Below are 21,102 nucleotides of genomic sequence, written 5' to 3'. Positions count from 1 at the left end.
TCACGCCCGCCGCAGCACTTCGCCCGTGGCGATGACTTCCCACACGCCGTCGCCCAGCGACCGCACCGGCTCACCGCCGGCCAGCGTTGCGCGCCGCGCGCCCGGACATGCGCTCGCCGCCATCGGTCGGCGATGGTCGATATGCTGATACTCGATCACGACCAGCGTCGAACCGTCATCGCCGATACAGCGTGTACGCGAAGTCTCTCGTTCCATCGGCTGCAACTGGCGCGGGACTATCGTTTTGGGGTGAGCATCTTGTCGATCGCGGCGTCGATCGTCGGGTGATATCCCTGACGCGCGGTCGCATAGACTTTGCGCGCGATCGGCAAACCCCAGTCGCCCTGCGCCTTGAGCGCGGCATAGACCGGCAGGATCAGCAAGCCGCGCCCCACGCTTGGCAGATATTGCGCGATCGAGGGGACCGCCGGCTCGTAACGATTGCCGATCGCCAGCACGAGCCAAGCCGAGCGGATATAGGCGTTGCTCGACGCGGAAAGCCCCAGCGAGCGGTCTAGTTCCGCCAGCCGTTCCGCCGATTGCTGTCGCGGCAGGCCGTTGAGGAACCGCAGCCATTCCTGCGTCGACCAATGCGACGTATCGACAGAACTGATCGGAGCGCCGGCCGCGACTGACGCCAAGGTCTGATCGATCTTGGCGAGCGTCGCCGAGCGGACACGGACCGCATTGTCCGGTAATCCCGTTCCGTAGGCCCATTGGTCGAGTTGCAACTTCGCCTCGAGCGCCTGATCGCCCTTGATCAGATTGGCGCGCAAATCGGAGAGAAAGCCGGCGGTGGTCTGCGGCTGGAAAGCGTGGCGATCGAAATAGGATCGCAGATACGCGTCCCAACGCGCCCGGCCGACGGTATATTCGATCGTCCGCAGGAAGGTCGAACCCTTGGTGTAATCGAGCTCGCCATACACGCCTTCCGGATCCCCGTGCAGTCGCGTCGCCTTGGCATCGGGCGCCGCCTTCAGATCGCGCTGGAGGTCGTCCCACGACAGGTCCGCCAGCGTCGCCGCGCGCTCTTTGCCGTACAGCGCCTCGTCGATCCGGTTCTCGAAATAGGTCGTGAACCCCTCGTTGAGCCACGAATCCGACCAGGTCGCGTTGGTGACGAGATTGCCTGACCAGCTATGCGCCAGTTCGTGCGCGATGACGTCGACGTTGGACTTGTCGCCGGTGATGATCGTCGGTGTGGCGAAAGTGAGGGTGGGGTTCTCCATCCCCCCGAACGGGAAGGACGGCGGCAGCACCAGCACGTCGTATCGGCCCCAACGATATTTGCCGTAGAGGCTCTCGGCGGCGGTCACCATCTTGCCGGTATCGGACAATTCGGCAGCGGCCTTCGCCAACACGCCCGGCTCGCTATAGATACCAGAGCGCGCATCGATCGCCTGGAAGCGGAGGTCGCCGACCGCGAGGGCGATCAGATAGGGCGGGACATTATGATCCATGCGGAAGCGATAGCTACGCCAGCCACGCGCGGCGGGAATGCCCGATGGGGTCAGCCGCTCGGCACTCATCGTCGCGACCAGGTCTGACGGCACGGTGATCTTGGCCGACCAGCTCTGGCGGATGCCCGGACTGTCCTGGGTCGGGATCCAGCTGCGATTGTTGATGCTTTCGCCCTGGCTGAACAGATAAGGCTTCTTCTTCCCCGCGGTCAGCGCCGGCGCCAGCCAGCCGAGCGCGCGCGCCTTAGGATCGGAGCGATAGGTGATGACGATCCGCCGCGCGCTGCCGATCGCGATCGTCAGCGGCGCGCCCTTATAGTCGTCGCTCGCGCCGACTGACCATTTGAGCGGATGCCCGCGCGCATCGGTGATCCGCGAGATGATCAGGTCCTTGTCGTCGAGGATGATCTCGCGCGCATCGGGCCGGGCGAGGATGTCGAGCATCGCAGTGCCGCGCATGACGTGCGCCTTGAAGTCCGCGGTCAGGTCAAGATCGACATGGGTGACGCGCGCGATCTCCGGCCGGGCATAGCTGAGCACGTCCTTGGCATCCGGACTGATCAGGATCGGCGACGGCGCGTCGGGGGCGGCGATTGCGGTGGGGGCGCTCATCCCCGAGGCGATCAACAAAGCGGAGGTGACGAAAGGAGGGCGCATCGCGGACTTTCCGGCATGGTGAACAGTCCTGCGCTCTCCACCAATCGGCCTGCGGTTACAAGGCGAGGGGCGTCGCCCCTTTAGCCCATGATGAGCAGCAGCCGTTCGCAGGCCGATTGCGGAAGCCGGGCGGACAAGGCACGCGCGCGGTTAAGGTGGCCAGCCCGGCGAGCCGGGTCGGGGAGTGTCGAGGCGATGTCGCGTTCGCGTGAAATCTCGCACCGCAGGCGGCGCTCGTTATCGAACAGGAAAGGTGCATCGCCGCGATCGAAGCTGGTCATGTCGAACATAACGCTTCGATCGTGGATCGGATGCATGTCGTGCGTCAGCGGTCGACGAATGGCGCCGGCCAGCGAGCGCGGGGTGGTCCAGCCGATGCTTGTCCGACCGAATGGTGATCTGGCGCATCCGAGATCGTCGCCGCCGATCCGGCGCAAACAGCTAGCCCGTTCGTATCAAATAGAGGCCGACAACAACCTCTACGTCTGAGGCTCTATCGCCTCGGCTGGTCGAGCAAGCCGGCAAAAAAGGCGGCGACCGCAATCTGTACGCCGAGGCAGCACAGCAGCATCGAGGGAATGGTGATTCGCATCAAGGCGAACGAGTTCATCGCACCGAAGCCGGAATCAGCCCAGATCATCGTCGCCACGATTGCTCCGCTAAAGCCCGTCACGACCATCGCCGCCGCCAACAGGCACGCGCGCTCGATCGAGAACCAAGAGCGAAGCCTTCGCATCGTATCCGTCTCCGGCCACATACCGGTAATTTCGCCATAGCGCCTGGCAAGCACGGATAAGCCGATTAGCTGCGATCCGATCAACACCGCCATGGCGGCGAAAATCATCGTGTGAACGCTGAATTCGACATGACCGATGCGGACGGCGTTCGGCATCAGCGCAAACACGCCGACCAGACCGGCCAGCGTCAATGCCATGCCGGGATAGAAGAAGAGAAACCGCGGCGCGTATATCAGCAGAAAACGCAGATGCCGCCAGCCGTCCCGCCAGGTGCGCAGATGCGGTGGACGGCTACGCCCGTCGGGTTCCAGCGTTGTCGGCACTTCGCGGATATCGAGCTTGGCGATCGACGCTTTGACGACCATCTCACTCGCGAATTCCATGCCGGGCAGGTTGAGGTCGAGCGCGGTGATCGCATCGCGGCGAAAGGCGCGCAATCCACAGTGGAAATCACCCACTGGAGTGGAGAAGAACGTCCGGCCCAGAAAGCTCAGCACCGGATTGCCGAGGTAGCGATGCAAGGACGGCATTGCGCCGGATGCAATCCCCCCGCGAAAGCGATTGCCCATTACCAGTTCCGCACCATCGCGCAGTTCCGCCACGAAGGGCATCAAGGCACCGAAGTCGTAACTGTCGTCGGCATCGCCCATGACGATGAACTCGCCCTTGGCAGCCGCAATTCCGCCGATGAGGGCCGCGCCATATCCGCGTGTCGGCACATGGACGACGCGCGCGCCCAGCGCATTGGCTATCTGTTGCGACCCGTCGATCGATCCGTTGTCGGCCACGATCACTTCGCCCACTATGTCGTTGTCGACAAGGAAGGCCTTCGCTTTGCGCACGCACAGCGCCAACGTCTCCGCCTCGTTGAGGCACGGCATGATGATGGACAATTCCATCGCCTCTGCTTTTGGCGCCGCGGCGTTGCCGGAGTGCAATCTTTCCGATGCATCGGGCAGTTTATGAAGTTGAGCAGCGGCCATTACGTCCTCCCGGTGTCGTAGCGGTTTGCTGACCGGCGCTGAAATTCTGGTTAACGGCGCCGGTAATTTGCCTTTCGCTGCCGGGAGCGGTGGTAGATATTCGCAGCCGATGCCTGATGTCAGGCGAAAGCCGGTCGGCGTTGCGCGATGAACGTCTCCGTTGGCGTGCGCCCATGCTCGGCAAAGCGGACCGACGCCGGTGCGCCTTCGCTCGCCGTATCCTTGGTTCAGTCAACGCTGGCCAGGTGGCCCCATCAGTGCCCCTTTTAGTCTTGCGTTAACCATCATCACCTACCCCGGCTGGCGACAAGTGGCGGGGATACACGATGCGCGCACATCATCTGATCGTGACCGGCGGCGGCGGGTATATCGGTGCGCGGCTGATCGAGTTCGCTTTGGCACAGGGTCGTACCGTCACGGTGCTGGGGCGACGGCCCGGACCGGCAGGCTCTACGCACCTGCAATGGGCGCTGGGCGATCCGTTACCGGCGGGCTTGCCGCTTGTCGAAGGGAGCGCGCTCGTCCATCTGGCGCACGACTGGCGAGCGGAGGCAGAAGACAATGTCGCCGGAACCGCGACCTTGTTTGCCAGTGCGCGCGATACCGGCGTGGCGGCGCGCGTTTTTATCTCCTCTCAATCCGCTCGATCAGACGCGCTCAATCTTTACGGTCGGATGAAATGGGCGGCGGAGCAGTGCATCGTTGGCGCGACGTCGCTGCGCGTCGGCCTGGTCTATGGTGGCCCGCGCCAAGCGATGTACGGCCTGCTCTGCCGTCTCGCGCGGCTGCCAATATTGCCCATGATCGATCCAAAGCGGGCGGTACAACCGATTCACCTCGATGAAGTCATTCGTGGCATTCTGGCCGCCGCCGATGGCCGCGCCTGCGGCGTGCTCGCGCTCGCCGGACCGGACAGGATTGCCTTCGGCGATGTATTGCGCGCGCTGGCCATGGCGTACGGCGGGAAACGCTTGCCGATCCTTCCCGTGCCGCTGAACCTCGCGTTGCTCGCGTGCAAAATCAGTGCGCACGTTCCGTTGATGCCGACCATCGACAAGGAACGCGTATTGGGTCTAGCCGGAACCGAGCCGATCGAAAGCGCCATGGACCTCGTCCGTCTCGGCGTGGACGTTCAGCCAATGACCGCGCGCCTGACACAAGAGCCGGCCGGGCGCCGTGCCGTTCTCGACGAAGGGCGCTATTTTATGCGCTACCTGGGCGTCCGGCCAACGCCGGCGCTGCTGCGACGCTATGCGCGCGCGGTGCCTGACGGCGCGATTGCCCGTCCGCATTGGGGCATGCGCTGGCGCGAGCCGCTTTCCGGGACCAGTCCTCTCGGCCAACGTCTCCGCGTCGCCGCGCGGATTGCCGAGGCGAGCGCGCCTGGCGAGAAAGTGTTGTCGGGCGAATCACGCGCCGGTCGGTTGCTCGGCTTGGCGTTCCAGGGCCTGGTCGAACTCTTGCTGCTCCCGACCCGCATGCTCGCGAGCCTTGGCCGGTGAGCAGGTTGGCGGAGCCAGCGGACATTATCATCGTCGGCAGCGGCCCCGCTGGCGTCAGCGCCGCGTGGCCCTTGGTCTCATCAGGGGTTCGGGTGCTGATGCTCGACGCGTCGGGCGCTCCCCTTCCCACCCGTGCCGACCATAAGGATGTCGCTGCCCTGCGCACAGATCCGGCACGGTGGCAAACCGAACTTGGCCTGACGGGCCCGATTGCCGACGCCGGCGTCTCACCCAAATTGTCCACGCCGCTGGCGCGCGCGACGCTGGCGGGGTTCGGCCAGGCTGCCGGCGTGACGGCGCAAAACTATATGGCGCTGGGTTCGCATGCCTCGGGCGGGCTCTCCCGCATTTGGGGTGCGTTGGCCGCGCGCTACAGCGAAGCCGATCTTGCCACTTTTCCTGTGAGCGCGGCTGAAATCGACCTGGCCTATGAGCGCGTCGCCGATCGCATCGGTGTCAGTGGCGGGCGAAACATCGGCGATGCCGATATGACATCGCTGGCGCCGCCGGTTGCCTATTTTGCCGACAATCATCGGCGGCTCGGCAGTCCGCCGGCTTTCCGCCTCGTCACTGCTCCCAACGCGGTATTGGCCGAGGCGCGCGAGGATCGACTCGGCTGCAATGCGTGCGGGCTCTGCCTCCATGGCTGCAACCGCGATAGCATCTATCACAGCGCGCTCGAGCTTCCAGCGCTGCGTCGCTTCGGCAATTTCAGTCATCAAGGCGGCGTCTTCGTCCAGCGGCTGTCGTTCGACAATGGCGGTCAGATCGTCGAAGCAAGGATCGGCGCCGAACTGGTTCGCTTTCGTGCGCCGATCGTCATTCTGGCGGCTGGAACATTGGCCACCACCAGCCTCGCCCTGCGCAGGATCGGGCTTACCGGTGTGCCGGTGCGGCTGGAGAACAATCCGGTCGGCGGCATGGCGTTCGTCGTTCCACACCTCGTCGGTCGGTCGCTGCCCTCGAGCGGCTTCGGGCTCGGCCAGCTGTTCTACACGCTTGATGTCGGCCCGGGCGTCGAGGCTGCCGGCGTGTTTTATGGCGCGGACGCATTGCCACTCGCTCCCGTCGCGGATCGCCTGCCGTTCACTCGCCCCTATGCCCTGCGGGCGGCACGAGCACTCGCGCCGGCGCTGGTGCTCGCAACGACGTATCTGCCGGGAAGGTTCAGTGACAACGAGATCATAGTCGAAGATGACGGCGCGGCCGGCCGCGTCAAAATCACCGGTGCGCAATCTCCCGAGGCCGAAAAGTTGCTGGCGCAGAGTTTCGCCGAGCTCGCTCGGCTTGCTCGACGCCGCGGCATGTGGGCTATTCCCGGGTCCCGGCAACGATTGATGCCGGGCGCAGATGCACATCCAACGGGTACGCTGCCGATGGGCGGGACGGGCCCCGCTCGCACGGACGGCCGCGGCGAACTTGAAGGGGCGCCTGGCGTGTACATTGCCGATGGCGCTGCGTTGCCTCTGTTGTCGGCTCGGCACCCGACGATGACGATCATGGCGAACGCGGATCGCATCGGTCGCGCGCTGGCTGACCAGTTCGCCGTCCGGTCAGGGGTTGTGCATGCGGTCTGAAGCACTCCCGCACGGGCGCACCCCGGTCGGGAACTCGACACTGGATCACGCCGCCGTCCTGCTGTTCGCGTTGCTCAGCGTGGTCTATTTCGCGCAAGCCGGCTTCACGGCCGCTCAGGCACCGTTCTGGATGGACGAGATATTGACGCTCTGGACGGCGCGGCTGCCGGACGTGGCCAGTATCTGGTCGGCGCTGGTGCACGGCGCGGAATTCACGCCGGCACTCTATGACTGCTTCATTCACGTCCTTCAGCAGATCGGAATAAACAGCGCATTCGGCCTGCGCCTACCGTCGATCGTGGCGATCTATGTCGCGGCAGTGGCAACCGGCGCGATCGCCTATCGCCACGCTGGCGTTGCGCCGGCGGCGCTGGCTGCCGGGGTAGTGCTCTCCAGCGGTCTTTTCGGCTATGCGGTGCAGGCTCGTCCCTATGCAATGGTCACAGCGGCGTTCGCTTGCGCCCTGGCGCTATACGATCAGCGTCAGCATCTCTCGAACCGACGCCTTGCCGCGATAGCTTCCTTGCTCGCATTGGCGATCGGGCTGCATTTCTATGCGCTGCTGCTGGCTTTGGGGTTGGGGTTGCTTGAACTGCTCCGTGCCGGCAAGGAGGGGAGGGCACCGTCGTGGCGCGTGCTGGGCGCGATCGCGTTGAGCGGTTGCTCCATCCTGCTTTGGCTGCCGATCCTGATAGCGGCGAGTGCTTATAGTCACGGGGATGTCAGCGCGCCTGGTTACTATGCTCGTCCCGTCCTATCCGGCTTGTTCAGCACCTACGCCATGTTGCTCGGACCGTTGATCGTCCCACTCGTCGGCCTGTTTGTTGCGACAATGTCTTCTCCCCGCGAAAAAGGCGAGATGCGCGTGACCGCGCTGGTGATCGGTGCCGCGCCGCTAGGCGTCTTCCTTTTCGCGCTATTGGTGAGCCACAGCTATGCCGAGCGCTATGCACTCGCCGGCGGCATCGGCATCGCATTGTTGTTTGCATCGCTTGTCCAGCAGCTTGGGAAGCAGGCGGCAACGGTATCGGTTGTACTCATCGCATTGCTCATTCTAGCGACGCCTTGGCGCAGCGCTGGCGAAGTCGGCAAAGGCGATCGCCTCGAGGCATTGGCATTGGTGGCGTCTGTTCGCGATTCCCTCCCCATCGTCACGGGGAGCGGCCTGCGCTTCTTCGAAATCAGCGAAAACTCTCCTGCCGGCGCGCATATAACCTTTCTCGACACGCCGGGACCACCGTCGGGCGACCCGACCAACACTCATCAGGTATTGCGCTGGAAAGCGATCGATCCACGGCTGAGGGTGGAAAGCGTGACTGCCTTTCTCTGTCGGACGCCCGCTTTCTACCTATTCGCCCAGCCGAATGGCGGCGGTGCGGACGCGCTCCCCGGCTGGTTGGCCGGTCGCGCCGATTTCGCCGCGCCACCCGCCGACCATGCCTCTCTCACCCTGGCGCGAGCCCATAGGTGCCCAGACCGAATGACGGGGAAACGATGACCAGGTTCACTATCGGTGCGGCGGCACGGGTCGCGGGCGACGCCGACAAACGGCGCTCCGCTCATGCGCTGATCGATCGCGTCCGGCGACTTGGTACGGTGGTCGGCAAATATGCGACGCCCAATCGCACGTTCGTGGTCTGCGCGGTGGTGTATCTGCTCTTCTGCGCGCTGTCGTTCTTTGTCGTGCGGCCGAGCACGCTGCTTTATTTCACGGACTATTGGGAACATCGCGCAATTCTCAACGAGGTCGCTCGCCACGGGCTGCGGCTGACGGATCCCATTTACGGTGAAGCGGCGTCCTCGCGGCAATATACCCCTTGGTCGCTTGCTCTGGGATATCTGGTGCGGTTCGGGCTTCTCGACACCGACGCAGCGATGGCCTGGGGCGCGATGATCGTATCGATCGTGTTCGTCGCCGGCGTTCATCGATTTGCCCGCGTCTATTATGCCGATCGCTGGGCACCGGCGCTGATGCTCGTCGTGCTGAATTGCGCCTGGGGAAGCTGGCCGTTGATCTGGACCGGCTTTTACGCTTTTCGGTCTCAGCTGCATGGCAATTACTATCCGGCAGCATTGGTATTCGCGTTCACCTTCGTTGCCTGGGCCAGTGCGTTGCGGCTGCTTAGGCACCATAAGACGGCCGTTCTCGATGCTGTTGTGCTGTGGGGCGTGGTGGCGTGCAGTGTCATCACGCATCCGTTGAACGCGGCCTTCCTCATCGCCGGAGCGGTGGGCTTTGCGGTGCTGGAGCCGGCAATCGCGCTGTCGCGCCGTGCTTGCGTATTGCTGGTGATCGCCGCTGGTATCGCCGTGACGACGCTGTGGCCGTATTTCAATCCGCTAACGCTTGCTGGTGCCGGCTTTGCTCATGGCCAGGCCACGTTCAACAATTTCCGGTTCTTCTACGAGCCGCTATTCGTGATCGCCCTGATCGGACCGGCGCTGTTCGCGTTGCCCGGCCTGCCCGGGTTATACCGCGATCGTCACACGCGGATGCCCTTGCTCGGGCTCGTCTCGACGTTCGCTGCCTATGTTGTCGGCGGCATCGCCGATATCTCGGTATCGCATCGCTTGCTCGCCTACATCGTTCTGATGCTTCACCTCCTGCTGGTGAGGATCATTCTGGACGTGCTCGATGGTCGTCCGCCGCGGCTGTTGGACAGGTTCACCGCGCGATCCTGGCGTGGTCTTGCCATCGCCGGTGCCCTGTTCGTTCTGTGGCAAACGGCGGTTGCACTCCAGCAACTTACCAATCCCTGGGCGAACACCCATTACCCTTACCCGATCCACCCGGTAGAAGCCGAAACCAGCCGGGTTGTGGCGAGCCTGCCGCCCGGCGCGCGTATCCTCGGTTGGGATAGCGCGGCGCTCGTGATGCCGTCGCATGGCGTGCTGGTAGCAAGTTTCCCGCGCCCGATGCCGCTGAGCCCCACGGATGCTGCCCGTCAAGCCGACTATCGCCGTTTTTTCACATCTGGTGTCGCCAATTGCGAGCGGAGGGCTATCGCCCGCCGCTGGGGCGCGACGCATATCGCCTATCTCGACAACGAGCTCGACGAGCGTGTCCAGCGCGAGCTCGCCGGGTTCGGCCCAATCACGTCGCCGATAGCCCCCTGGGCGTTGATCAGCGTCTCGGAGGGGCGTGCTATCCCCTGTTGACCATAAGGTCGTGGTCGCAAAGCGATTCCCGGCTCGACGCGTGCTGGGGCAGCAGCCGCAGGGTCTAGTTTCGAATCCGCGATATATATATTGGCGCGCCCGGCAGGACTCGAACCTGCAACTCCAAGCTTAGAAGGCTCGTGCTCTATCCAGTTGAACTACGGGCGCCCGATTTCCGCCTAGGGCGTTTGCGCGCGACCGGCAACGCCCTCGACACGGATTGCGGGCGAACCGAACCTTGATCATAACGGCCGCCATGACCGAGGGGGAATCGACCGCGCTGCGCGCCGTGACGGCCAATACCGTCCACCACTTCCGCTATTACGATTTCGTCATGGCGGCGTTCGTCGCGATTCTGTTGCTGTCCAACGTCTTGGGCGCGGGCAAGGTCGCACAGGTCTGGCTGCCGGGGATCGGCTATTGGCCGTTCGGCGCTGGGATCCTGTTCTTCCCGATCTCCTATGTGATCGGCGACGTGCTGACCGAGGTCTATGGTTATGCCCGCGCGCGCCGGGTGATCTGGGCGGGGTTCGGCGCGGTTTTATTCATGGCGTTCATGAGCTGGGTAGTAGTCGCGCTGCCGCCCGCGCCCGACTGGAAGAACCAGGCGGCGTACGAGACGATCTTCGGCCAGGTGCCGCGCATCGTGCTGGCCAGCTGCGCCGCGTTCTGGGCCGGCGAGTTCGTCAATTCGTTCGTGCTCGCCAAGATGAAGATCATGACGCGCGGCAAGCATCTGTGGACGCGCACGATCGGCTCGACCATCGCCGGGGAGGGGATCGACAGCCTGATCTTCTACCCGCTCGCGTTCCTTGGCGCAGCGGGCTGGACGACCAACCTCGTCATCACCGTGCTGTTCACGCAATGGTTCCTCAAGGTCGCCTGGGAAGTGCTGCTGACCCCGGTCACCTATATCGTCGTCGGCGCGCTCAAGCGTGCCGAGGGCGTCGACGTGTTCGACGAAGGCACCGACTTCTCGCCGTTCAAGGCGAAGGTCTGACCGTCAGGCCGAGACGAGCTCCATCAAGCCCTCGAACAAGCGGCGGCCATCGTCGCCGCCATGGGCGTCCTCGATTTTGCGTTCGGGATGCGGCATCAAGCCGAGCACGTTGCCCGCGGCATTGAGCACACCAGCGATCTGGCGCGCCGATCCGTTGACGTTGCCGGTATAGCGGAACGCGACGCGATCTTCGCCTTCCAGCCGGTCGAGCGTCTCGGCATCGGCGGTGTAATTGCCGTCATGATGCGCGACCGGGATCAGGATCGTCTCGCCCGCGGCATAGCGGCTGGTGAACGCCGATTGCGCATTCTCGACCGACAGTTCGACGTCGCGGCAGACGAAATTGAGGCCGGCATTGCGCATCAGCGCGCCCGGCAGCAGGCCCGCTTCGGTCAAGACCTGGAAGCCATTGCACACGCCGAGCACCGGTACGCCGCGCTCGGCGGCATCGACTACCGCGCGCATCACCGGCGATCGCGCCGCCATTGCGCCCGACCGCAGATAATCGCCGTAGGAAAAGCCGCCCGGCAGCGCGATCAAATCGGTGCCGGCGGGCAGTTCGGTCTCGCCATGCCACACCATGTTGGGCTTGCGTCCCATGATCGACTCGATCGCCACCGCGAGGTCGCGGTCGCAATTGGAGCCGGGAAAAACGACGACCGCGGCGGTCACCGCTCGATCCTGTAATTTTCGATCACGGTATTGGCGATGAGCTTACGACACATGCCGTCGAGCTCGTCATCGGTCACCGAGTCGGCAACGTCGAGCTCGATCACCTTGCCGGCGCGGATGTCGTTGATTCCGCCAAAGCCCAAGCCTTCGAGTGACTTGTGAATCGCCTTGCCTTGCGGGTCGAGCACCCCGGGCTTGAGGGTGACGACGATGCGGACCTTCATGGGCGGACCTTCTTGAAGCGGCGCTTGCCTGATGGATGGAGTCGGCGCCCCTATGGCCGCGCCGACGGTTCGCCGCAAGTTTTACACTTCGTTTACCCGCGAAGCGCAGCGTTTCGCCCAGCGCGCGACTCGCTGAGGAGTCGCGCTCGCTTGATTAGGGGGCCCGGACATGGCCGGACTGGCAATGGTGATGTTTATCGCGCTGTTCACGTTCGGTGGACAGTATTTCGGCTGGACCGACGCCGGCGGGTGGATTCAGCTGTCGCTGGTCTCGTCGTTCATCTTCGGGATCATCTGCGGATTCCGGGTTAAAGACTAGAGTCTCTTTCGTTTCAGCCGAACTGAAACGGTTGCGGCACCGGCCCGCTCCCCCACCCGGCCTCCCATAGAATACCCTAGTTGGGAGGCCGGGTGTGGGAGCGGGCCGGTGCCGTCACAGCGAAGCTGCAAAACGCGCTTATTTGCCCCGGTTCTGGCGATGCGTCTCGAGGTCGAGCACCGCCCCGTCGGCGCCCTCGGGCATCAGCCCCAGCCGTCGTGCGACTTCCTGATAGGCCTCGACTTCGCCGCCCAGGTCGCGGCGGAAGCGATCCTTATCGAGCTTCTCGTTGGTCACCATATCCCACAACCGGCAACCATCGGGGCTGATCTCGTCGGCCAGGATGATGCGGCTATAGTCATTATCCCAGATCCGCCCGAACTCCATCTTGAAGTCGACCAGGCGAATGCCGATCCCGGCGAACAGGCCGCACAGGAAATCGTTGGTGCGGATCGCCAGGTCGGCGATGTCGTGCATCTCTTCCTGGCTGGCCCAGCCGAACGCCGCGATATGCTCATCGGTGATCATCGGATCGCCGAGCGCGTCGTCCTTGTAATAATATTCGATGATGGTGCGCGGCAGTTGGACGCCTTCCTCGATCCCCAATCGCTTCGACAGCGATCCGGCGGCGACGTTGCGCATCACGACCTCGATCGGCACGATCTCCACCTGGCGGATCAGTTGCTCGCGCATGTTGAGGCGGCGGATGAAGTGGGTCGGCACGCCGATCATCCCGAGCAAGGTGAAGATATGCTCGGAAATCCGGTTGTTGAGCACGCCCTTGCCGCTGATCGTGCCCTTTTTCTGCGCGTTGAACGCAGTCGCGTCGTCCTTGAAATACTGGATCAGCGTGCCCGGTTCGGGACCCTCATAGAGGATCTTGGCTTTGCCTTCGTAGATCTGGCGGCGGCGTGCCATCTTCGGCGCTTACCTTTGTAAAATGAGCGCCCCGGCAACGCGGGTGGCGCGCCGGGGCGGGAAGCATTCGCCTATACCGGAACGACTGCTCCGGTGCAATCAGGCGAGGGACGGAGCATCGTCGGACGGCAGCGACTCGACGTCCGTAGCGGGCGCTCCCCAACGCCGCCTTGCTGAGCGGGCGGTGAGGAAGATGCCGATTCCAACTGCTGCCCATGGCGCAAGGAATATCGCCAGGCGCAGGATCGCGTAGAGCGCGGAAGTGAAGAACCACCAGGATTGGCCAATCGTCTCACCCAGCGGGCCTTGCTCGGGCGCGCCGGCGATTGCGGCGGCATAGTCGATCTCGACATCGGACATCGCCACCCGGCCCTGCAATTGAGTCAGCCATGCCTTGGCCTGATCAAGCTCTTCTTGCGCGGCTGCCACACTGCGTTCGGCCTCGACCAATTCGCTCACCTTGCCGGTGCGCGATTGAAGTATCTGCGTTAGCCGCTGAACCAATAGCTCGCGCTGGCGGATCCGCGCGCTGGTGTCGGAAATCTCTTTTGATACGTCCTCGGCGCTGATCGACTGATCCACCGCCCGCCCGCCGGCCTTGGCGACCGAATCGACCAGGGTTGCACCGAAACGCCGCGCAACGTCGCTGGCGACGCGCAATTTTAGCGAGGCGGCGCTGCCATTCCCGCTACTGCTTTCGGATGAGACAAGCTGGCATCGCGTTAGCCCTAGGTTGTCGCAAGCCGCGATATGCGCCTGCTGGGTCGACGCGACCCGATCGGCGGGCAGCCGAAAGCTGTATGTATAATCATACGCGATCTTGGGAATCGTCACTGTCAGCGGCGTGGCCGCCGTCGCGTCACCCTTGCCTCCATTGGAGGCGTCGGCCGGCGGCGCGGATGGGGCGACGTCATAGGCGTTGAGCTTTTCGGCCGCTTTGCGGCTCGACACCTGGCTGCATCCGGCAAGGACGAAACACAGAATGGTCGACATCAGAACGATCCGCATGATGCTCTCTCCCGATAGCCTTGATACACAATCTCATTGATCGGATATTGCGTCAAGGCGTGTCGGAACGGCGACGAATCGGAAGGATGATACTTTCGGATAGTGGCGAGGGGGTGAAACATCGCGCCTGATGGATGCCTGCCGGCTTAGGCAACCCATCAGATCGCTTAATTGGTCGAATGGTACCTAAGTATCATCGGGCAATGGCGAGTTCGACGCCCGCTTTGCCATTATTCCCGGCAGTGGCAATCAAGACGCTGCGCTGGCGCCGTATGCTGACTGCCGCGGCCCGGCGACAAGGGTCGGTCGCGATAATGCCGGTATGGACCATGGTTTCTGCGCCACCGCATACCGTATCGATCGCCATGCGCAGGCGGCGGTCGAGCGTGTGGCGGCCGGTCGCGGTCGAGAGATCGAGGTCGGCGGTCGCGACGCGGGCAGTTGGGGGAACCGGCTTGTCGCCGGCAAATGCAGGGACTGCTGCGAGCAGCAGCGCGGTCATCATCAAGGGCTTGAACATCTTCTTTCTCCTGTCGTCGCCGGGGGTGGCGACGACGCCGATATGCCGCGGGCTGCGCCGCAGCTCCAATCGAACGTTGAGAGCAAGTTATAAATCTGCTTTATGTCTCGAATGACGTCCATTCCTCCCTTGGGTGCGGTGCGCGTATTCGAAGCCGCAGCGCGGCTCGGCAATTTCACGCGTGCCGCCGAGGAACTCGGTACGACCCAGGCGGCGGTGAGTTATCAGATCAAGGTCATCGAGGAGCGGGTCGGTGCGCCGCTATTCGCGCGCAAGGGACGCGGGGTCGAACTGACCGAACTTGGCCAATTGATCGCGCCGCAAGTGACCAGCGCGTTCGAGAAGCTCGACGAGGCGTTTCGTGCCGCGCGCAGCGATAACGAGACGATGCTCTCGGTCAGCGCGCCGTCGACTTTCGCGACCAACTGGCTGTCGTCGCGCATTGGCGACTTTCAGCTCGCCCGGTCCGACCTGGCGGTGCGGCTCCGCGTGTCGGACGCCGTGACCGAGTTCGAGCGCGGGGAGATCGACGTCGCGATCCGCGGCGCGCCGGCGCCCTGGCCGGGGCTGGAAACGGAGTTCCTGATGCGGATGCCGTTCACGCCGCTGGCGAGCCCATCGCTTCTCGCTGCCCATCCGCCGGTCGAAACTATCGACGACCTGTTGGCGCTGCCGCGACTGTCGCCGGGCGACGGCTGGTGGCGATTGTGGCTTGATAGCGTTTTTGGGGATCAGCCCGGCGACGCGCCGCCCAGCGTGCAGCTCGAATCGCAAGTGCTGCAGGGTCAGGCCGCTATCGCCGGGCACGGCGTTGCGGTGCTCAGCCCGCCGATGTGGCAGCGCGCGATCGATGCCGGTCAATTGGTCCAGCCGATCAAGCGCACCGCTTATTGGCGCAACAGTTTCTGGCTGGTCTATCCTGCGCATCGCAAGCGGCAGCGCAAGGTCGCGGCGTTCCGCACCTGGCTGCTTGCCGAAGTGGCGGCCTCGCTGCACGACGATCCGTTCGGCGCACTGGTGCCGCCGCCGGCCTAGCGATTGTCCAGGCTGAAGGCGACAGCAATCAGTTGCTTGGTGGCTGTCCAAGCCGCGGTCCCCGGGGTGACCAATTCGACATGCCCAGTGTCCGGCACCGTGTGCAGGACGGCTTCCTCACCCGCTTTGGCGGCATAATCCGTCGCCAGCCGATACGGCACGATGCGGTCCTCGCGGCCATTGACCAGATCGTGGCGCACGCCGATCGGCAAGAGCGGTGGGATCGAGGTGTCGGCATAGACATTCCGCCCGTCGCTGCCCGGCGCGCCGACCAGATCGCGGACGACGTCGATGCCGCAGCCATTGTCGGGGCTCGCCGCCACCGCTTCGAGGTCTGGCAGCGCGCCGCAGGCGACGACATGCGCGATCGCCAATGGCGTCGCGCACCACAACGGACTGTCGGACGGCAGCCGCCGCCGCCCTGCCAGCCACAATGCCAGATGCCCGCCCGCGGAATGGCCGGTGGCGACGATCCGGCGGAGGTCGAGTCCATATTTGGGGGCATAGCCGCGCAACGCATCGGCCGCCGCGGCGGCGTCACGAAAGGTGCCGGGGTAGCCACCGCCCGGACGGTCCACACCGCGATAATCCACGTTCCACACGGCAAAGCCATCGCGGCGCAGATCCTCGGCTACCCAGTTCATCAGCGTGCGATCGGCGATGCTGGTCGTCCAGCATCCGCCATGGACCATCAACACGACAGGGAAGGGACCGGCACCAGCGGGCAGCCATAAATCGACGCGTTGCCAGGGATCATCGCCATAGGCGATCGCTGCTTGCGGCTCGGGACGTGGGCGCGCGGTCAGGTCTGCCCAGGTCAGCGGCATGAAATCGTCGCTCATGTGAAGGGAAAAGACCGGCGGCGCGCGGAAGGCAAGAAGGAAGCGGGTCCTGCCATCCGATCAGCGCCGCCGGAGAAGCGTAGGTCCTGAAGGGGCCGGGCGCGCATGGGGGCACGCGTCCCGGCCTTGGGGCAGCGGCGGTTCACCGCAGCCCGGAGATGCGGACCTTGCGCCAAACGCGGTGCCACGGCGCGTCGAACTGCGCCCGATTGAGCGCTTCGAAACTGTCGCTGACCTTCTCGACCAGATTGTGGCCCAGCTTATCGACGTCCGCCGTCAGGCGGTGTTTGTTCGCGGCCCAGTCGCCGCTCAGGAAATCATCGCGCATGGCTTAATCCTCCTCATAAAATCCGGCGTTGGCGATGAGCTGGATATGCTTGTATCGGCGTCGCTCCGCCAACAAATCGTTGGACATGATCGACAAGCCATGCTTATCAAGTCCGCATGCGCCGCCTGCCGCCCCTTGCCGCCGTTCGCGTGTTCGAAGCCGCAGCCCGGCACGAGAATTTCACCGCCGCCGCGAACGAGCTCGGCATGACCCAGGCGGCGGTCAGCTATCAGGTTAAATTGCTCGAGGAGCGGCTCGGCGCGCCGCTGTTCCGCCGCGAAAAGCGTCGCGTCGTGTTGACCGATGCCGGCCGCAAGGCCGCCCCCCAGATCACCCGGGCGTTCGACGCGATGGATGCGGCGTTCGGCGCGATCCGTGCGGACGATGCGGCGGTGCTGACGGTGTCGACCTCGAACACGTTCGCCAATACCTGGCTCGCCTGGCGGCTCGGCAGTTTCCAGATGAACCATCCGGAGATGGCGGTGCGCCTGCTGACCAGCGACGCGCTGGCCGATTTCGTCAGCGACGATGTCGATATCGCGATCCGTGCCGGCCTGGGCGGATGGGACGGGCTGCACGAGGAATTGCTCGTGCGGATCGACTTCACGCCGATGTGCTCGCCTGGCTTCCTCAAGCGCCACGGGCCGTTCACGGTCGAGGACATGTTGCGCATTCCGCAGATCAGTCCGCACGATCCGTGGTGGCCGTTCTGGCTGCGCGAGGCGGGAGTCGAAGTACCCGACGGCCCGCCGCGCGTCGGCGTCCGCCTCGACAGCCAGGCGCATGAAGGACATGCCGCCATGGCCGGGCAGGGAATGGCGATGCTGACGCCTTTCTTCTGGCGCAACGATCTGGCCGACGGACGATTGGTGCGGCCGTTCGATCAGGTGTCGACGCGCGGCTACGCGTATTGGCTATGCTATCCGGAAGCGCGACGCGGTGTCGCCAAGATCCGCCGCTTCCGGGAATGGTTGCTCGCCGAACTCGCCCGCGATCTGCCGAGCCCGGTCTGATCGCGTCGCCGGCGAGCATGTCGCATTCCGCCAATACGGTCGGAGCGTGCGGACCTATCTCTCCAAGGGTCGAGAGCCGCTCTCCGCTCCCGGAGTGCGCTCTCGCGTTGCAGGGAGGATGGCATGGCCGATCTCATGAGACCTGCGCTGGCGGCGGCGGTATCGATGCTGGGCCTGTCGCTGGGCGTAACCGATGCGGCGGCACAGAAGCAGCCCGGAATGCCGACGGGCGATACTCAGGGTGTCCTGATCGGGCTGGACAAGCCGGACAGCACCCAGATCAAGAGCGAACAGCTCAAGGGTGAGGCGCCGGTCAGCAATCAGTGGAAATCGCCCGCGAGCAACCAGTTGAAGGCGCCGTCGAGCACTCAGTTGAAGTCGCCTTCGAGCAACCAATGGAAAGCGCCGTCGAGCAACCAGATCAAATGGTAGCTTGAACGCCGCTTCGCCAACAGGTCGGCGATCACGGGCCCATTGTTGTCTTGTTGTCGGAACCGTTCGTCACAACCGAAAGGATTGCGGCGCCGGTTCCGTTCGCCGGAAACGATGCGGGCGTTCCGGCCTGTGCCGGTGATGGCGCTTGCGGCTCGATCGCCAATCCACACCTTCTTCGTTCCCGATATTTCCTCTCGAGCAAATAGGCTCTAACCGCTCTTGAATGGCAGCCGAGACGACCGACCTTCCCGACAATCCTTCCGTGGGCGTGTTCGATGCGCCGTTCGATAGCGCGCTCAGCGAACGCTACCTCGTCTATGCGCTGTCGACGATCACCGCGCGCTCGCTGCCCGACGTCCGTGACGGGCTGAAGCCGGTGCATCGCCGCCTGCTCTGGGCGATGCGGACGCTCAAGATGGATCCCAACAGCGCCTACAAGAAATCGGCACGCGTGGTCGGCGACGTCATCGGCAAATACCATCCGCATGGCGACGCCTCGGTCTATGACGCGATGGTCCGCCTCGCGCAGGATTTCTCGCTGCGCTATCCGCTCGTCGACGGTCAGGGGAATTTCGGCAATATCGACGGCGATAACGCCGCCGCCTATCGCTACACCGAGGCACGGCTGACGCAGGTCGCGACCGACCTGATGGACGGCCTTGACGAGGACGCGGTCGGGTTCCGACCCACCTATAATGGTGAGGACCATGAGCCCGAGCTAATGCCGGGCGCGTTTCCCAATCTGCTCGCCAATGGCGCGGCGGGGATCGCGGTCGGCATGGCGACCAGCATCCCGCCGCACAACGCCGCCGAATTGCTCGATGCGTCGATCGCGCTGATCGACAATCCGAATGCCAATGTGCTTGATTACGTGAAGGGTCCCGATCTGCCGACCGGCGGCGCGATCGTCGATAGTCCGTCGGCGATCGCCGAGGCCTATGCGACCGGCCGCGGCTCGTTCCGGACGCGCGCGACGATCGAGCGGATCAACGAAAAGGGTGGCGGCTGGCACCTCGTCGTGACCGAAATCCCGTACGGCGTGTCCAAGGGTAAGTTGATCGAGGGCATTGCCGACCTGGTCAACGACAAGCGCCTGCCGATCCTGGCTGATGTCCGCGACGAATCCGCCGAGGATTTGCGCATCGTGCTCGAACCACGCAGCCGCACTGTCGATTCGGACACGCTGATCGAAAGCCTGTACCGGCTATCCGATCTCGAGACGCGCATCCCGCTCAACTTGAACGTGCTCGATGCGACGCGAACCCCGCGCGTGATGAGCCTCAAGGAAGCGCTGCAATCCTGGGTCGACCACCAGTTTATCGTGTTGCGTCGCCGCTCGCAGCATCGGCTCGACAAGATCGCCGACCGGCTCGAACTGCTCGACGGCTATATCATTGCCTATCTCAACCTCGACCGCGTGATCGAAATCATCCGTACCGAGGACGAGCCCAAGCCGGTGATGATCGCCGAGTTCGAGCTGACCGACCGCCAGGCCGAAGCGATCCTCAACATGCGGCTCAGGAGCTTGCGCAAGCTCGAGGAAATGGAACTGCGCAAGGAGCGCGAGGGGCTTGAGAAGGAAAAGGCCGAGCTCGACTTGTTGCTCTCGTCCGACGCGCGGCAGCGCACGCGGTTGAAGCGCGACCTCGGCAAGGTCCGCGACCGTTATGGCCCGGAGACTATACTCGGCCGCCGTCGCACCAGGATCGAGGAAGCGGCACCGGCGCGCGAAATCCCGCTGGAAGCGATGATCGAGCGCGAGCCGATCACCGTGATCCTGTCGCAGCGCGGCTGGATCCGAGCGATGAAGGGGCATGTCGAACTCGCCTCGGCCGACGCGATGAAGTTCAAGGAAGGCGACGGCCCACGCTTCGCCTTCCACGCCCAGACCACTGATAAATTGCTGCTCGCGGCCGAGACCGGGCGTTTCTACACGCTCGCCGCCGACAGGCTGCCCGGCGGGCGTGGGTTCGGCGAACCGGTACGGCTGATGATCGATCTCGACGGAGAGGCCGGGATCGCCGCGTTGCTGCGCGCGAGCGAGGCCGAGAAATTGCTGGTCGCGGCATCCGACGGTCGCGGTTTCGTGCTCAAGGCCGCCGACGCGATCGCCGAAACGCGCAAGGGCAAGGCGGTGGTGACGCCGCGCGCCGGTGCCAAGCTCAAGATCGTCCGGCCGATCGGTCGCGAGGACGATTACGTCGCGGCGATCGGCGACAACCGCAAGATGCTGGTCTTCCCGCTGTCGGAAGTCGCCGAACTGGCGAAGGGGCAAGGCGTGCAGTTGCAGCGCTATCGCGACGGCGGGCTGTCGGACGCGGTCACGTTCAAATTCGCCGAGGGGCTGAGCTGGGCGATGGGCGGTGAAAGCGGCCGCACGCGCACCGAAACCGACTTGCAGCCGTGGCGTACTGCACGCGGTGCCGCTGGGCGGATGCCGCCCACTGGTTTCCCGCGCGATAACAGGTTCTAAGTACACCTCTCCCGCTTGCGGGAGAGGGAGGGGCCCGCCGCGAAGCGGTGGGAAGGTGAGGGTCTTCTTTCTTCTTTCTTCTTTCTTCTTTCTAACTGGCGCGATTGGCAAAAGAAGAAAGAAGACCCTCACCCAAACCCTCTCCCGCAAGCGGGAGAGGGCTAAACGGGCGGTGCGATTGGTATCCCGCCAGCCATCCCCAAGTGGCTGAAACCGGAGCAAGCTTCAGTGCGCTTTAAC

Annotated in this window: 21 protein-coding genes, 1 tRNA gene and 1 pseudogene; 11 read left to right on the top strand and 12 right to left on the bottom strand. The window is 64.1% G+C overall.

Going from position 1 to position 21,102, the window contains the following annotated elements:
* From SAS01S_RS07630 to SAS01S_RS07615, 4 genes are all read right to left on the bottom strand, one after another.
* Nucleotides 1-216 carry a hypothetical protein gene (locus tag SAS01S_RS07630; protein WP_066806818.1) on the bottom strand — a complete coding sequence of 72 codons (216 nt, stop codon included), beginning with the start codon at nt 214-216 and terminating at the stop codon, nt 1-3.
* Nucleotides 217-236: 20 nt separating this feature from the next.
* Entirely contained in the window at nt 237-2,117 is a 1,881-nt protein-coding gene (locus tag SAS01S_RS07625) for a M1 family metallopeptidase (RefSeq protein WP_066806816.1), read from the bottom strand.
* Nucleotides 2,118-2,197: 80 nt separating this feature from the next.
* Nucleotides 2,198-2,554: a hypothetical protein gene (locus tag SAS01S_RS23035; RefSeq protein WP_066806811.1), complete on the bottom strand. Its 357-nt coding sequence runs from the start codon at nt 2,552-2,554 to the stop codon at nt 2,198-2,200.
* 56 nt (nt 2,555-2,610) lie between these two features.
* Nucleotides 2,611-3,837, bottom strand: coding sequence for a glycosyltransferase family 2 protein (locus tag SAS01S_RS07615; RefSeq protein ID WP_066806809.1), 1,227 nt, complete (start codon nt 3,835-3,837; stop codon nt 2,611-2,613).
* Between the two features lie 326 nt (nt 3,838-4,163).
* Between SAS01S_RS07615 and SAS01S_RS22755 the strand changes: the two genes are divergently transcribed.
* The 5 genes and pseudogenes from SAS01S_RS22755 (at nt 4,164) to SAS01S_RS07595 (ending at nt 10,075) form a co-directional block, all read left to right on the top strand.
* A complete protein-coding gene (locus SAS01S_RS22755; RefSeq protein WP_066806807.1) occupies nt 4,164-5,339 on the top strand; it encodes an NAD-dependent epimerase/dehydratase family protein in 1,176 nt (391 codons plus the stop codon).
* Nucleotides 5,336-5,455: pseudogene (locus tag SAS01S_RS23325) on the top strand (FAD-dependent monooxygenase); the annotation flags it as partial. The gene SAS01S_RS22755 and the pseudogene SAS01S_RS23325, both read left to right, overlap by 4 nt.
* A gap of 192 nt (nt 5,456-5,647) precedes the next feature.
* Nucleotides 5,648-6,916, top strand: coding sequence for a GMC oxidoreductase (locus SAS01S_RS07605; protein WP_245656791.1), 1,269 nt, complete (start codon nt 5,648-5,650; stop codon nt 6,914-6,916).
* Nucleotides 6,906-8,414: a hypothetical protein gene (locus tag SAS01S_RS07600; protein WP_066806804.1), complete on the top strand. Its 1,509-nt coding sequence runs from the start codon at nt 6,906-6,908 to the stop codon at nt 8,412-8,414. The genes SAS01S_RS07605 and SAS01S_RS07600 overlap by 11 nt, the downstream gene beginning before the upstream one ends.
* Entirely contained in the window at nt 8,411-10,075 is a 1,665-nt protein-coding gene (locus tag SAS01S_RS07595) for a putative glycosyltransferase family protein (protein ID WP_066806795.1), read from the top strand. Before SAS01S_RS07600 ends, SAS01S_RS07595 begins: the two co-directional genes overlap by 4 nt.
* Nucleotides 10,076-10,166: 91 nt before the next feature.
* Here SAS01S_RS07595 and SAS01S_RS07590 read toward each other — a convergent pair.
* Nucleotides 10,167-10,243, bottom strand: a tRNA-Arg gene (locus tag SAS01S_RS07590).
* Nucleotides 10,244-10,331: 88 nt separating this feature from the next.
* On the opposite strand from SAS01S_RS07590, the gene SAS01S_RS07585 reads away from it, so the two are divergent.
* The gene (locus SAS01S_RS07585; RefSeq protein WP_066806793.1) at nt 10,332-11,075 is read left to right on the top strand and encodes a queuosine precursor transporter; all 744 of its coding nucleotides are present in this window, start codon (nt 10,332-10,334) and stop codon (nt 11,073-11,075) included.
* A gap of 3 nt (nt 11,076-11,078) precedes the next feature.
* Here SAS01S_RS07585 and purQ read toward each other — a convergent pair whose 3' ends face one another.
* Together purQ and purS are read right to left on the bottom strand one after the other, a co-directional pair.
* Complete coding sequence (gene purQ / locus SAS01S_RS07580; protein WP_066806791.1) at nt 11,079-11,747, bottom strand: phosphoribosylformylglycinamidine synthase subunit PurQ; 669 nt, start codon at nt 11,745-11,747, stop codon at nt 11,079-11,081.
* Nucleotides 11,744-11,971 carry a phosphoribosylformylglycinamidine synthase subunit PurS gene (purS, locus tag SAS01S_RS07575; protein ID WP_066806789.1) on the bottom strand — a complete coding sequence of 76 codons (228 nt, stop codon included), beginning with the start codon at nt 11,969-11,971 and terminating at the stop codon, nt 11,744-11,746. Before purS ends, purQ begins: the two co-directional genes overlap by 4 nt.
* 169 nt (nt 11,972-12,140) lie before the next feature.
* Between purS and SAS01S_RS22750 the strand changes: the two genes are divergently transcribed.
* Complete coding sequence (locus SAS01S_RS22750) at nt 12,141-12,290, top strand: hypothetical protein (protein WP_169804913.1); 150 nt, start codon at nt 12,141-12,143, stop codon at nt 12,288-12,290.
* 138 nt (nt 12,291-12,428) lie between these two features.
* Here the strand turns inward: SAS01S_RS22750 and purC are convergent, their stop codons facing one another.
* The 3 genes from purC to SAS01S_RS07560 all read right to left on the bottom strand — a co-directional run bounded on the left by purC (nt 12,429) and on the right by SAS01S_RS07560 (nt 14,736).
* Nucleotides 12,429-13,208 carry a phosphoribosylaminoimidazolesuccinocarboxamide synthase gene (gene purC / locus SAS01S_RS07570; protein WP_066806787.1) on the bottom strand — a complete coding sequence of 260 codons (780 nt, stop codon included), beginning with the start codon at nt 13,206-13,208 and terminating at the stop codon, nt 12,429-12,431.
* Nucleotides 13,209-13,307: 99 nt separating this feature from the next.
* A complete protein-coding gene (locus SAS01S_RS07565) occupies nt 13,308-14,216 on the bottom strand; it encodes a DUF4349 domain-containing protein (RefSeq protein ID WP_066806785.1) in 909 nt (302 codons plus the stop codon).
* 193 nt (nt 14,217-14,409) lie between these two features.
* On the bottom strand, nt 14,410-14,736 hold the full coding sequence (locus SAS01S_RS07560) for a UrcA family protein (protein ID WP_157082704.1): 327 nt from the start codon (nt 14,734-14,736) through the stop codon (nt 14,410-14,412).
* Nucleotides 14,737-14,847: 111 nt separating this feature from the next.
* Between SAS01S_RS07560 and SAS01S_RS07555 the strand changes: the two genes are divergently transcribed.
* Nucleotides 14,848-15,771 (top strand): LysR substrate-binding domain-containing protein, encoded by a 924-nt coding sequence (locus SAS01S_RS07555; RefSeq protein WP_245656789.1) that lies wholly within the window; start codon nt 14,848-14,850, stop codon nt 15,769-15,771.
* On the opposite strand, the gene SAS01S_RS07550 is transcribed toward SAS01S_RS07555, so the two are convergent.
* Nucleotides 15,768-16,613 carry an alpha/beta hydrolase gene (locus tag SAS01S_RS07550; RefSeq protein ID WP_157082703.1) on the bottom strand — a complete coding sequence of 282 codons (846 nt, stop codon included), beginning with the start codon at nt 16,611-16,613 and terminating at the stop codon, nt 15,768-15,770. The two genes, SAS01S_RS07555 and SAS01S_RS07550, sit on opposite strands and share 4 nt — an antisense overlap.
* A gap of 142 nt (nt 16,614-16,755) precedes the next feature.
* A complete protein-coding gene (locus tag SAS01S_RS07545) occupies nt 16,756-16,941 on the bottom strand; it encodes a hypothetical protein (RefSeq protein WP_066806779.1) in 186 nt (61 codons plus the stop codon).
* A gap of 116 nt (nt 16,942-17,057) precedes the next feature.
* Here SAS01S_RS07545 and gcvA point away from each other — a divergent pair, with 116 nt between their 5' ends.
* The 3 genes from gcvA to parC all read left to right on the top strand — a co-directional run bounded on the left by gcvA (nt 17,058) and on the right by parC (nt 20,862).
* Nucleotides 17,058-17,954, top strand: coding sequence for a transcriptional regulator GcvA (gcvA, locus tag SAS01S_RS07540; RefSeq protein ID WP_066806777.1), 897 nt, complete (start codon nt 17,058-17,060; stop codon nt 17,952-17,954).
* Nucleotides 17,955-18,077: 123 nt separating this feature from the next.
* Nucleotides 18,078-18,386 (top strand): hypothetical protein, encoded by a 309-nt coding sequence (locus SAS01S_RS07535; protein ID WP_066806775.1) that lies wholly within the window; start codon nt 18,078-18,080, stop codon nt 18,384-18,386.
* 226 nt (nt 18,387-18,612) lie between these two features.
* Nucleotides 18,613-20,862 (top strand): DNA topoisomerase IV subunit A, encoded by a 2,250-nt coding sequence (gene parC / locus SAS01S_RS07530; RefSeq protein ID WP_066806773.1) that lies wholly within the window; start codon nt 18,613-18,615, stop codon nt 20,860-20,862.
* Nucleotides 20,863-21,102: the final 240 nt, after the last annotated feature.

This window comes from Sphingomonas asaccharolytica NBRC 15499 (assembly GCF_001598355.1).
In the GTDB taxonomy this organism is placed as follows: Bacteria; Pseudomonadota; Alphaproteobacteria; order Sphingomonadales; family Sphingomonadaceae; genus Sphingomonas; species Sphingomonas asaccharolytica.
Note: the sequence above shows the minus strand (reverse complement) of the source record. Positions and strands in the feature narration are given on the sequence as shown.